The following is a 13140-nucleotide window of genomic DNA, read 5'->3' as shown; positions in this document are numbered from 1 at the left end:
CTTTTCAGGTGCTGTGTGACGAACCGAAGCGAGCCGCCAGCCTCCCCCTCACTCGCCGACCCGCAGGTGGTTGGCACCGATTCCGTTCGACTTCGGCGCTGAACGCCCAGGTGGCGAGTGCGCAGAGCGCGAGCGTCGCGCCGAGGACGGTGGGGCCGATCCAGCCGGCGGCGTCGAACAGGGCCGTGGTCGCGGCTGCACCCAGGGCGGAACCGAGGGAGTAGAAGACCATGTAGGCGCCGATGGTGGTGCTGGTGCGGTCGGGGATGGCCGCGGTGAGCGTGTGCTGGTTGCTCACGTGCACGGCTTGAACGGCGAAGTCGAGCAGGATCACGCCAAGGACCAGCAGCGGTAGCGACCACGAGAGCTGCCCGACCGCGAGCCAGGAGGCGAGCAGGAGTGCGAGCGCGAGGCCGGTGACCAGGCGCGCGTGCCCGGCATCGCCCCAGCGCCCGGACCGGGCGGCACCGAGGGCTCCGGCAAGCCCGGCGACACCGAAGAGCCCGATCTGCGCTTCGCTGAGGTGCCACGGGGCACCGGCCAGCGGCAGGGCCATGCCGCTCCACAGGGTGCCGAACGAGGCGAACAGGAAGAACGCGATCAGCCCGCGGCCGAGGAACACCGGTTGGGCGAACAGCCCGCCGAAGGACCGAAGGACCTGCCCGTACCGTGCCGGGTCCGGGCGGACGTCGGCGGGCAGCAGGGTGAGGGTGAGCAGCGCGAGGACGGCGGCGAGGAGCGCTAGGGCCAGGTAGACGCTCCGCCATCCCCACAGGTCGGCGAGGACCCCCGCGATGACGCGCGCGCCGAGGATGCCGATCACCACGCCCGAGGTCACGATGCCGAGGTTGCGTCCGCGCTCGGCGGGCGGCGAGATCGATGCCGTGTACGCGACGGTGGTCTGCACCACCACCGCGAACACGCCGGCCGCGGCCAGTCCGGAGAATGCCGCCCAGGCCACCGGGGCGGCCGCGGTGATCGCCGTTCCCGCGGCCACCAGGGCGAGGTGCGCGGCGATCAGGCGCCTGCGGTCGAGTAGGTCGCCCAACGGCACCAGCAGCACCAGTCCGGCCAGGTAGCCGAGCTGACCGGTGGCCACGAACCAGCCGAGCGAGTCGGCCGGAACGCCCAGGTCGTGCCCCATCGGGCCCAGCACTGGTTGTCCGGCGTAGACGCTCGCCACCGCGACCCCGCACACCACCGCCAGCAGCAGCCTCGTCCTCCCGTTCACGGGCACACCCTCCGTTAGGTTTCGTTTTGCAACTGATTGGAGGGTAGGCCAGAATAGTTTCAATACGCAACTCATTGGAGGGGTGATGGCAGCCGACGACACCGATGGGCGGGGCCCCGCGTGGACGGATCCGAGCTGCCCGGTCGCCCGCACGGTCGACCTGGTCGGCGATCGGTGGAGCCTGCTCATCATTCGCGACGCGATGGACGGCGCCCGCTCGTTCACCGACTTCCAGCAGCGCACCGGCATCGCCCGCAACATCCTCACCGACCGGCTCCGTAGGCTCATCACCCACGGCCTGCTCGCCCAGGTCGACGCCCCTTCAGGCAAACGCAGGCGGTACGCGCTCACCGAGGCGGGCAAGGACCTCTTCCCCGTGATCGTCACGCTGCGACAGTGGGGCGAACGCCACGCCTTCGATGCGGGCGAGCCGCACTCGGTCCTGGTCGACGGCGACGGTGCCCGCGTGCCCGACCTCCTGCCCGTGGCAGCGAACGGATCGCCACTGACGAGCGATACGACCTCGGTACGACGGCACACCTGATCTCCTGGTGTCAGCACCGCCGGCCCGGGACGGACGATGACGAGCGCGAACGGAGCTCCTGCTGTCCCGGTAAGCTCTGGCCCATCGCCGCTGGTTATGGGCCGGGCATCCTTCCTCTCGCAGGAGAGCTGTGCCCATGGCCCGTAGAATCTTCCAACTCAACACCGTCCCCCACGTCGCGGAGATCGACGACGACGTCGAGCTGCTGTTCAAGCCGGAAGTCATGGGCGACGAGTACCTCGACGGGTAGGAGCGGCTGCAGGAGACCTACCGCCGGATCGATCTCGACCAGTCCAACCTCAAGGCCGCGCCCGCCGACAAGTTGAAGGCGGCCAGCCAAGCGGTGCGGCTGTTCATCGCCGCCTCCTGAAAAACGACATCGATGGCCAGCTCGCGTGCGCGGGCATCGACCCCCGCACGTGGACGCTCTCGCGCCTCCTGAACGCTGCCGAGGTCCTGATGGCCCGGGCCGCGAAGGACGAGGCCGACTATCAGCGGACCCGGGCGCGGGTGTATGCCCCGCCGGAGGCGTTCGCGGCCGGGCGGCGCCGACGACCGGCCGGCGCCCCAGCGTCGCCTGCCGGGGCTGCCTCATCGGGCGGGCCGACTCCGGGCGGCGGGATGACGCGCTCTCAGGCGTTGGCGATGATGGCCGAGATCGCGGCGGAGGACGCGCGCCTCAGCTCCCGCCCAGGCACCGGAGAGGCTGATAGGGCCGCTGGTTCTGGGCCGGGCAACCTGACGCAATGCGAGGTTGCCCCGGTGGTCGACGGCATTGTTGGCAGCGCACGCATACGGGTCGAACTGGACACTCTTGTGCACGCCTCGGCGGATGAGCTGGTCGGTGAGGTAGCCGAACCAGCGCTGAACCTGGTTGATCCAAGAGGAGCCGGTCGGAGTGAAATGCATGTGGAAGCGGGGATAGCCGAGCCTGTTCACGCTCCGATAAGTGGATCTCCACTGCGGACGGTCCTGGATACGCCACAACCAGCACCATACGGATTTAGCTGGCGAATTTCGGGCGGATGACACTAGATCACCCGTACACCATCCCCGTGGACGTGAGCCCCGGGCGGGTGACGTCTCGCCGTGGACGTGACTTCGACACCTCGGCGCTCTACACGATAAGCATCCCTGATAGCCCGGACAGAAATCATCGTTGGTGGTGAACCTGATCGGCAGATCATAATGTCCACATGTCTAGTTCCACAGGTCCTCAGGCCGACACCACCTGTCATCCCCGCGAACATCTGACTGTGACGCCTTCTCCGGAAGCTTTCCGCATGGCCAGAGCCGACGGAAATGAGCGCCTGCGCAGCAGCGGGTCGCTGTTCGAATCCTTCTTTTCGTTGGACGGAGCAGCGTACGGGGCCGGCGCCCTGCCCGTCTCGGTCAAGGAACTGCTCGGCCTCGTGGTGTCCGTGATGAAGGACTGCGAGGAATGCGTCTACTACCACCTCGAACGATGTGACGAAGAGCGGGTCGCTCGTGAACAGGTGCTTGAGGCGCTGCAGATCGCCCTTGTAGGAGGCGGGTCGGTCACCATTCCGCTCCTTCGCCGAGCCATCTCCTTCATGGAGGAACTTCCGACCCTTGGCAAAGGGAGAGCGTGAGTGAAGTGCATGCGGAAGCGGAGATGTCGGGCCTCATTTGCCGAGTCGCGTAGCAAATGAGGGCTGTAGGATGCGCATGTCGAACGGGGACTGGCGTGGTCGCCCCGACCCGAGTGGGGCCCAAGCGAGGGCCCGCGCACCGTACGGGGCCTTCGTTGCGTCCGGCCCCAGCATCCCTATCGTGGTCAATCCTGTTCGTCGTCTTCGGCCGTCGCATCGCGTAGCGGCCGCAGGTCCCCCGGCGCCTCCGGCTGGGTGAACGGGTAGCTGCCGTGATCGTCGCCGAGGGGTACGACCACGGTGTCTCTCCGGTGCTGGTGCGCCCTGATCCGGCGGCTGCCCGGGGGCCTGACCGGCATCAGCCGTATATGGGCAAGGCCAGTCGTCAACAGCCGGTCCGGTGGGTGGTGCAGGTGAAACGGCCGCGCAGACTGCCCCGGCCGATGAACGAGCCGGATCTGGAAGCACTGCTTTCGGGGCTGAAGCGGTTGCGGGACCTGGCGATGCTGCTGCTCATGCTGGACGGCGGGTTCCGCCCGGGCGAGGTCTTGTCGCTCCATCTGGCGGACATCTCCTACGGCCGGCGCCGGGTGACGGTCCGTAAGCGCGATGACCATCCCCCGGGCGCGCGCGGCAAGTCCCGCACCTAACGGGTCGTCGACCTGCATGAACCTCGCACTTTGGAGGCGGTTGCCGCTACGTGATGCATGAGCGCCCACTCGAAGCGACCAGCGACTGGCCGGTGGTCCAGCCTGACACGCTCCGGTACGGCTCGCGCCCACAGCTGCGGCGCGAGCCGTACCGGCACCGTCACGAGGTGACGGTGAACGGGCACCACGGCGACCAGCGCGCCTGCCGACATGCCATCCGGCCAGGTCATGGCCTTGTAGAGCTCCGAGTGGCGTGGCCGGTCTCCGACCATCAGGGGAGGGAATCCGCGTGCGGCATGATGATCGGCCGTGCTCCTTCGCCTGGCCTATCTGACCGTCACGAACGCTTTCGCGGCGCTACGGCTACTGCCGATGAGTGATCGGGACAAGGACGCCGAGATTCTCGCGCTGCGTCACCAGATCATGGTCCTGAAACGACAGCTCGGCGCCGATGCCAGGGTGAGATTCGCCCCCGAAGGCCGTGTCTTCCTGGCCGCCCTCCTGACATCGCTGCCTCGCGAAGTTCTTCACCGGCTGCGGCTTGTCGTCCGCCCCGATACTGTCCTGCGCTGGCATCGCGATCTGGTGAGGCAGCGGCACGCCCGTACCTGCCGGCCGAAGCGGCGTGGCCGCCCGCCCACTGTCCGCTCCATCCGCATAGTCATTGCGCGCCTGGTTCGGGAGAACCCGTCCTGGAGTATCGGCGGGGGCACGGCGAGCTGACGACTCTCGGCCTCAAGGTCGCCGCGTCCACGGTCTGGGAGATCCTCAAGCAGGAGGGTCTGGACCCGGCACCCGAGCGGGCGTCCACCACCTGGGCCGACTTCCTGCGCTCGCAAGCCGACGCACTCCTGACCCAAGGCGGCGTCCGACTTGCGAGAAGCCGCACTGACGTAGCACGGCGCTTGCTGAGCCCGGAGAGGTTGGGAGTGCGACTTGCGGCCGTGCTGGGCGGCGGCTCCGCGGCTGCCGCGATCCAGGCCGTCGGCCTTCCCCCGAAGGCAAGGTGGGAATGAGGTCCAAAGCAGAGCCCGCTGACGATTGCTGTACACGCCGTCGAATTGCCAGCTCGGGCAGTCGGCAACGCGCTACCGTGACGGTCGACGCTTGCTGACCTGTGACTCCGGGGAATGATGATCGCTGACGCTCTATCCGCAGCCGTCGCCGCAGTGCCTCGCGAGCACTACACCGACCACCCCGAGCGGGGCCGGCCGCCGCAGACGACCGCCCCCAAGGTGATCCAGCGGGACTTGGCCCGGATTGGGGTCGACCTGGCCGGAACGCGGGTGCTGGAGATCGGCACCGGCACCGGCTACAGCGCTGCTCGCCGAACTCGTTGGCCTGGGCGGGAAGGTCGTGTCGGTGGACATCGACGGGCGGCTGGTGGAGCGGGCGCCGGCCCTGCACGCCGAGCGGAACTGCCCGGTGACGGTCCTATTCGGTGACGGGCACGAGGGCGCTCCTGACCACGCGCCGTACGACGTGATCGTCGGCTGGTGCACGCCGACCTACCTCCCCGGCACATGGCTGAAGCAGGTCCGGCCGGGCGGCGTCATCTCGACCCCGATCTACGTGGCGCCGGTCGCCCGCACGGTCGGCCACCTGCGCGCCACCGTCACCGACCAGGCGGCCCTGGCCGACCCTACGCTCGGCAGTGCCACCTACGTCGACATGGCAGCGAGGTGAACGAGACGCTCGGAGCGCTGCTGTTCTACGTCGACGCCGTCGACGGCGACAGCTACGTGTCGGTGGCGTGGCGCGACCGCGAAGACGATCCCACCGCCGCCCTGGCTCTGCTCAACCACCCGGGCCACATCGAGACGTACGACGTGGGCCTGGACGATGCGGCGGCAGCAGCCGCGTGGCGGGACGCCCGCGCCTACTTCGCCGCCCGCGACCACGCCCTCGGCGCCGCCTCGTTCAGCACGTGGGGCAGCGGCGCCCCTGACTGGGACTCCGGGTTCGGGTTCACCAGCGGCCGCAACACCGCCATGCTCCTCGACTCGTGGCAGATCCGAGCCAACACCGCGAACTCGCCCGCCTTGGCCAAGCTGCGCGACTACCTGCAGGCGTGGGAGGACGCCGACAGGCGCGCTGCCCCTCTCGTCGTGTCTGGATCGGTGTGCACCGGCATCGCAACGCAGCCCCTGCGGGCCGCGACGGATCGGCTCGGCGAGGGAGGACTCTGAAGCTACCGGGTCGCCATGGCTCAGGCCGGGAGCGCTCCGGCCGCCCAGCTGGCCGGGCTGGCCACGCCCACCGCCTGATCACTTTACGTCCTCTTTATGTGACTCGAATCGATCTTGTCCACATTGATCCGCGAAGTTACGCTCTTCCCGTTTGGCAACATGCTCCGAGCTGCGCCGGTCAGGGACGTTGTTTCTGCACTGGGTGGGTGGAGCTTCGTCCGGCGTCTGAGGGCGCCCTTCGTGGTTCGGAGTGTGGTGGCGCCTGCGCCGGTTGTCGTCATGGGCTCGTTCGCGTGCGTCAATGATCGGGATAGCCGGGACTCTGGTGTCCAGCTTGCTGGTGGTTCAGCCCAGCCCGGCGGCAGCGGTCGCTTTGAGTTCCGGCCTATGGGCCGGCGGTGTGCCGGATACTCCAGTGCAGATGCGTGGAAGTGCCTCCGGACTCCCGTCATTGGTGACCCGTGAAGCCACGACGACATCCGTTGAGTCGGAGCCGAAGGGCAGATGGAGGCCGGATCCGCAGCCACCGAAGGACGCGGTGCCGACGGAACGACGTGACACACCCACGACAACCGCACAGCAGGACACGCCAGATCAGGGCGACCTGCCTTCGGGTGTGGCGCGGGCCGAGGCGGCTGATGCGCTTGCGGCGGCGCCGGCGTTGGTGGACGTATACCCGCTGTCTGGCCTGCTGGTGGATTCGTTGAGGCCGACACTGCGGGCGTGGGCGCAGGGTGATTCGGCGCTGTCGTACCAGTTCCGGCTGTGTGACGTTGAAGCGATGTCCGGAACGGGATGCACAAGCTCCGGATATCTGGCGAGCAGCAAGAACGCATGGCAGGTGCCGGATGGCAAGCTGGCATGGGGCCGGCAGTACTGGTGGACCGTCACCGTACGTGACTCGGCCACCCTCACCACGGTGACGTCTCCGAAGCTCACCTTCACCACGGGCGTCCGCCAGCCGCTCGTAACGTCTCTGCTGGCTGCTCAGGCCAAGCAGGGGCAGGAGTACGACCCGAGGACCGGTAACTACACCACCACTGTGACGGATGTGAGCGTGCCCACGGCGGGATTGCCGCTGTCGGTGAGCCCGCACCTACAACAGCTTGGATCCGCGCCGCGACGGGATGTTCGGCGCCGGCTGGTCCTCGTCGTGGGACATGAAGATCGTCCGCGAGGAGCGGGCCGGTCGAGCGTTTGCGCTGTGGACCCGCCCGGATGGGCGAAAGGTTCGCTTCGCCGCTCGGGATGGTAGCGGAGTGTTCCAGCCGCCGCCGGGTATGCAGGCCACTCTGTCGCTGGTGCCCCGTTGTGCTACACGCCGCCCGGCGTGGCTTGCGCCGCCGGTGGCACTCCGACGTGGTGGCATCTGATGGACAAGTCGGCCACCAAGTATGTATTCGATGACCAGGGCCGGCTGCGGAAGGTGATCGACAGTCGGGGTCGGACGCAGGACCTGTCCTACGGCACTGATGGCAAGCTGGCCACGGTCACCGCCACTGGGAGGCGGTCCCTGCACATCACGTGGTCCGGCTCTCGAGTGGCGGAAGCTTCCACCGACGCGATCGACGGCGCCCCGCTGAAGTGGACCTACACCTACGAGGACGACCGCCTGGTGGGAGTATGTACACCCGCACCCGCGCCGAACTGCGCCACCTACGGATACGGGACAGGTTCGCAGTACCGCAGCCGGGTGCTGGATGCCGACCCGTTCGCCTACTGGCGCCTTGGCGAGAATTCCGGCACGGTGGCAGCAGACCAGACTCCTGCCGAGCGGCACGCCACCTACCAGTCTGTGACGCTCAATGAGCCGGGTGCTCTGACCGGCAACCCGGACACGGCGGCGAAGTTCGCCGCCGGTTCGGCGCTGAAGCTCCCGACCAACATCATCCCGCACCTGGGCGATCAGCTGTCGCTGGAGCTGTGGTTCAAGACCAGCGCTTCCGGTGTGCTGGCGGCCGCCGGAGCTCAGCAGACGAACGGGGCGGCGCACGGGCCGATGCTGTATGTCGGCACCGACGGCCGGCTGCGGGGCTCGCTGGGCACGGTCAACAACCCGATCACCTCCGCGGGACCGGTCAACGATGGCACCTGGCACCACGCGGTGCTCACCGTGTCCGGCACCGATCAAGCGCTCTACCTCGATGGACAGCGCGTCGGGACGCTATCGGGATCGGTGACTGCCTGGCGCCAACTGGCGAGTGTCGGTAACGGGGTCACGGATCCGGCCGTCTCTCCGGCCGTCCCCGCCACCAAGCAGGCATTCCCTCTGCAAGGCGCGATCGACGAGGTCGCACTGTACGGGCAGCCGCTGACCGAGACGGAAATCGCCGATCACTATGCCGCCCGCGCACAGACGGCGCACAAGCTGACTGAGATCAAGCTGCCGTCAGGCCGTGTCTGGGCTGCCAACACCTACGACCCGACCACCGACCGGCACGCCACACACACCGACCAACATGGCGGCACCTGGAAGATCGGCCCGCTCGGCGTCGAGGTCGAGTCCGGCGAGGCAACCGTGGTCGTAACCGACCCGGCCAACGAGACGTTGAAGTACTACTACGACGCCTGGCGCGGCTACCGCCCAGCCGGCGAGGTCGACCAGCTGAACCATACCGAGTGGTACAACTACGACCAGGCAGGCTTCCTCCAGACCGTCACCAACCGCAACGGCATCGACACCCGCGTCTATCACGACGAGCGGGGAAACCGGATCGCCCGCTGGTACTGCCGAGCCCGCGACGAGTGCGCCGTCGAGTTCTGGAGCTACTACCACAACGCCAACGACCCGTTCGACCCGCGCAACGATCGCATGGTCGCCCATCGCGACGGCCGCTCAGCGAGCGAAACGGACAACACCTTCGCCACCAAGTGGGAGTACAACTCCTACGGCGAGCAGACGAAGGAAACCAGCCCGGCAACGTCGGACTTCCCCGACGGCCGCTCGACTGGGATAACGTACACCGATGGCAGCGAGCCCGCGATCGGGGGCGGCACCACTCCGCCGGGGCTGGTGGCCTCGAAGACCGACGCGCGGGGGCACGCCTGGACCTACCGCTACACCGCGTCCGGTGATCTGGCCGAGCAGACCGACCCCGAGGGTCTGGTCACCAAGCTGGACTACGACACGCTCGGCCGTCTGGTCGCCTCGACCCAGGTGTCGGACGCGCACCCCGACGGGGTGAAGACGACGTTCACCTACGACGGTCTGAGTCGGCCGGTGACGCAGACCGAGCCCGGCGTGAAGAACGAGATCACCGATGTCACGCACACCAAGCGGACCACCCTCACCTACGACGCCGACGGCAACAAGCGCAGTGAGAAGATCTCCGACCTGACCGGCGGAGACGCCGAACGGGCCACCGTCTACACCTACGACCCGCTCGGCCGGGTGGAAACCATCACCGACCCCGAAGGCGGTGTCGTCCGCCAGGCGTGGAACAACCTCGGCCAACTCGTCCACGTCACCGACCCCCGTAGCACAGTGATCGAGAACGGCTACAGCAAGCGGGGTGAGCTGACCACCCGCGCGCTGAAGGGATGGACCGGCAGTCCGGTCAACCCGCAACCCGCCAAGGACGTGGTCCTGGAGGCGTTCGCCTACGATCCCGCCGGCCGCTTGGCGGCCGAGGTGGACAGTATGAGCCGCAAGACCACCTATACCTATTGGGACGACAACCGGCTCTCTCAGAAGATCGCCGATGATGCCAAGCTCAACGGCTCCACCACGCCTCGCGATGTGGTGCTGGAGAGCCACGAGTACGATCCAGCCGGCAATCTGATCACGCAGATCACCGGTGGTGCGACCCCTGTCACCACGGTGTTTGATTACGACGTGGCCAGCCGGCTGACCGCGACAATTTTCGACCCCGCTACTTTGGAGCGGGTCACGGCGTTCGTCTACGACGCCAACGGCAACGTGCTGAAGACGACGCTGACCGGCGCGGGCACCACCCGTTCCGAGGTGACCGAGTACGCCTACGACAAGGTCAACCAGGTCACCAGGACCACCGTGGAGAACGGCGACGTCGACATCGTCACCACCTCCACCTACGACGACCGCGGCCTGGCCGTCGCCACCACCGATCCACGCGGCAACGCCACCGGAGCCGACAAGGACGCCTTCACCTCCACCATGCGCTACGACGCGCTCGGCCGCCTGATCGAGGCAACCGGCCCGCAGGTCAAGGTGGATAAGGCCGGCAGTTCCAACGACGTCCGCCCGTCTGCTCGCTTCGGCTACGACGCCGCCGGCGCCCGCACCCGGCTGACCGACGGCCGCGGCAACGCCACCTGGACCACCTACAACACCCTCGGCCTGCCCGAAACCGTCGTCGAACCGGCCACCACCGCCCACCCCAACGCCGCCGACCGCACCTGGACCGCCGCCTACGACGCCGCCGGCAACCCCACGGCGCTCATCCAGCCGGGCGGGGTACGGATCGACCGCACCTTCGACCATCTCGGTCGCCTCACCAAGGAGACCGGCGGCGGAGGCGATGCCGCCAGCGCCGAACGCACCTTCGGCTACGACCTGGCCAGCCGCCAGACCACGATCGGCGACCTGACCGTCGACTACAACGACCGCACCCTCCCCTTGGCCGTCAAGCGCGGCGAGTCGGCCCAGACGAGCTACGCCTACGACGGCCTCGGCAACCCCACCCAGCGCACAGATGCGGCCGGCACCGCCACCTTCACCTGGGACACCGCGGGCCGCCTGGAAACCGCCACCGACCCGGTCACCACCCGCAAGCTCACCTACGGCTACGACGCGGCCAGCCGGTTGAAGTCCATGAACGCCGCCATGGGCACCACGGCCGCCGACAGCCAGATCTTCACCTACGACGACCTGGACCGGGTGGAAACCCACACCCTCAAGAACGGCACCGGCGCCCAGCTCGCCAAGATCACCTACGGCTGGGACAAGGACGACAACCTCACCACCAAGACCACCGCCGGCACCGCCGCAGCAGGCACCAACACCTACACCTACGACCACGCCGGCCGCCTCACCTCCTGGCAAGCCCCCAGCGGCACCACCACCGCCTACGAGTGGGACGCCTCCGGCAACCGCACCAAAGCCGGCGACAAGACCTACACCTACGACGAACGCAACCGCCTCACCAGCGGCGACGGAACCGACTACACCTACACCCCCCGCGGCACCCTCGCCACCCAGACCAAGAACGGCACCACCACCCAGCTCACCTTCGACGCCTTCGACCGCCTCATCGCCGACGGCGACAGCCTCTACAGCTACGACGCCCTCGACCGCGTCACCACCCGCACCCGCGGCACCACCAAGCACCTGTTCGCCTACTCCGGGCTCGGCAACGACCTCGCCGCCATCACCGATACCGCGGGTGGTGTCCAGGCCAAGTACGGCCGCGACCCGTTCGGTGGCCTGCTCGGCCAGCAGGAAGGCACCAACCCCGCCCTCGCCACCCTGACCGACCTGCACGGCGACCTGGTCGCTACCTTCACCGGCACCGCGCTGGCCACCAGCACCGCCTACGACCCCTTCGGCACGGTCACCGCCCAGACCGGAGCCAAGACCAATCTCGGTTACCAGGGTGAATACACCGACCCGGACACCGGCAAGGTGAACATGCACGCCCGCTGGTACCAGCCCGGTACCGGCACCTTCACCAGCCGCGACACCGCCACCCTCACCCCCAACCCGTCCGTCCAGGCCAACCGCTACACCTACGCCAACGCCTCCCCCCTCATCGGCATCGACCCCACCGGCCACTACACCGATCACCTCAGCAGAACCGGCGGCCCTGAGTATGACCTCAGCCGAGACCATGAGGAAGTCGCCGAATCCTACGCCCGCGCCGGCATCCTCAGTGGAGGGGGCGGAGGCAGCGGGCTCTGCATGGGAACCGCATGTTCAAGGAGCGACATCGGCGGCGGCGCCACAGCGGATATGTGCATTGCCTGTATCGGTGCAGGCCAAGCGTATTGGGACTTCTCCGAAGACGGCGCACTTGAGTGGTACTTCGAAAACTATGTACTGCGGGACAACCCGCTGATGAACGACGAGTGGGCGAAACGATCTGGCGTGATGCCGAACGGAATGACGGCCCCGCCCGGCTTCTGGGAAATGTCTGCCGAGGAGCGCGCCGCAGTCACAGATTTCATCTCATGGACCAACTTCATCAATCCTTCTATCACGGAGGAAGAGTTGCTCGGCATTGTCCGGCCTGCATCTGCTGGACAAATTGGCGGAGTGTCTGCTGGGAGCAAGCAGTCCGTCTATGACAAGTATAAGGCGATCGTCAAATATCGCCGTGACATCGAAAAGGCTGCCCAGAATCACGGGATCAGCAAATATGTTCTCGCATCAGTGCTTATGTGGGAGAGCACCCATGCGACAGAAGGATTAGGAATAGGTGTCATCGCATCAATAGCTGAGGAGGGATGGAACGCGTCGCTCGGCGTTGGCCAACTGGAGGCATATAAGGCTCGATGGATGCTCATCAAGTACTACAGCCACGAAAGAGACTGGTCGAAAGCAAAATTGAGAGATGTTGCAGACCAGCTACACAATCCAATTAGAGCCATCCATCTAACTGCTGCCTGGATGAAGCATCTTAAGGAAAACATCAAAGTCACAGACGCGGATACGGGAGTCAATCGTCCTATCACCGACGAAGAGGCTGCTTACGCTTATTGTGGATGCTCCGGAGTGGTCTTCAGGAACAAGGACGGGTCGGTCAACTATCCGGTTCCGAAATATGATAATTTCCGCATCTGGGTGCAGAGTGGCTATCGACGCCTCAACAGCACGTCGGCAAGCAACGCGATCCAGCGTAAGAAAGATCTCGACGCCATGTGGAAGCCACTCACTGGTGATGCATGGAAGTTCATGCGATAAGACGGAGGAGGAGGCTTTGGTTGCAGTCGGTTT

At 66.9% G+C, this 13140-nt stretch carries 8 protein-coding genes and 2 pseudogenes; 8 read left to right on the top strand and 2 right to left on the bottom strand.

Going from position 1 to position 13140, the window contains the following annotated elements; all coding sequences use genetic code 11:
* Positions 1 to 4: 4 nt before the first annotated feature.
* Entirely contained in the window at positions 5 to 1231 is a 1227-nt protein-coding gene (locus FHU36_RS04275; protein ID WP_185082481.1) for an MFS transporter, read from the bottom strand.
* 85 nt (positions 1232 to 1316) lie between these two features.
* Here FHU36_RS04275 and FHU36_RS04270 point away from each other — a divergent pair, with 85 nt between their 5' ends.
* Complete coding sequence (locus FHU36_RS04270) at positions 1317 to 1775, top strand: winged helix-turn-helix transcriptional regulator (RefSeq protein ID WP_185082480.1); 459 nt, start codon at positions 1317 to 1319, stop codon at positions 1773 to 1775.
* Positions 1776 to 2579: 804 nt separating this feature from the next.
* Here FHU36_RS04270 and FHU36_RS04265 read toward each other — a convergent pair.
* Positions 2580 to 2696: pseudogene (locus FHU36_RS04265) on the bottom strand (IS630 family transposase); the annotation flags it as partial.
* A 275-nt stretch (positions 2697 to 2971) separates the two neighbouring features.
* Between FHU36_RS04265 and FHU36_RS04260 the strand changes: the two are divergent.
* The 7 genes and pseudogenes from FHU36_RS04260 to FHU36_RS45450 all read left to right on the top strand — a co-directional run bounded on the left by FHU36_RS04260 (position 2972) and on the right by FHU36_RS45450 (position 13107).
* On the top strand, positions 2972 to 3388 hold the full coding sequence (locus tag FHU36_RS04260) for a carboxymuconolactone decarboxylase family protein (RefSeq protein ID WP_221495764.1): 417 nt from the start codon (positions 2972 to 2974) through the stop codon (positions 3386 to 3388).
* Between the two features lie 272 nt (positions 3389 to 3660).
* The gene (locus FHU36_RS46195; protein WP_221495763.1) at positions 3661 to 4038 is read left to right on the top strand and encodes a tyrosine-type recombinase/integrase; all 378 of its coding nucleotides are present in this window, start codon (positions 3661 to 3663) and stop codon (positions 4036 to 4038) included.
* Positions 4039 to 4347: 309 nt separating this feature from the next.
* Entirely contained in the window at positions 4348 to 4761 is a 414-nt protein-coding gene (locus FHU36_RS04250) for a hypothetical protein (RefSeq protein ID WP_221495762.1), read from the top strand.
* Between the two features lie 407 nt (positions 4762 to 5168).
* Positions 5169 to 5724: pseudogene (locus tag FHU36_RS04245) on the top strand (protein-L-isoaspartate O-methyltransferase family protein).
* Positions 5721 to 6227 (top strand): hypothetical protein, encoded by a 507-nt coding sequence (locus tag FHU36_RS04240; protein ID WP_185082478.1) that lies wholly within the window; start codon positions 5721 to 5723, stop codon positions 6225 to 6227. Before FHU36_RS04245 ends, FHU36_RS04240 begins: the two are co-directional and overlap by 4 nt.
* Positions 6228 to 7354: 1127 nt before the next feature.
* Positions 7355 to 7600 (top strand): DUF6531 domain-containing protein, encoded by a 246-nt coding sequence (locus FHU36_RS46745; protein WP_376774136.1) that lies wholly within the window; start codon positions 7355 to 7357, stop codon positions 7598 to 7600.
* The gene (locus FHU36_RS45450; protein ID WP_185082476.1) at positions 7600 to 13107 is read left to right on the top strand and encodes an RHS repeat-associated core domain-containing protein; all 5508 of its coding nucleotides are present in this window, start codon (positions 7600 to 7602) and stop codon (positions 13105 to 13107) included. The genes FHU36_RS46745 and FHU36_RS45450 overlap by 1 nt, the downstream gene beginning before the upstream one ends.
* Positions 13108 to 13140 lie beyond the last annotated feature (33 nt).

Origin of the sequence: Nonomuraea muscovyensis (assembly GCF_014207745.1) — a bacterium.
Classification (GTDB): domain Bacteria; phylum Actinomycetota; class Actinomycetes; order Streptosporangiales; family Streptosporangiaceae; genus Nonomuraea; species Nonomuraea muscovyensis.
The sequence above is the reverse complement of the archived record's forward strand: the minus strand, read 5'-3'. Positions and strand labels throughout refer to the sequence as shown.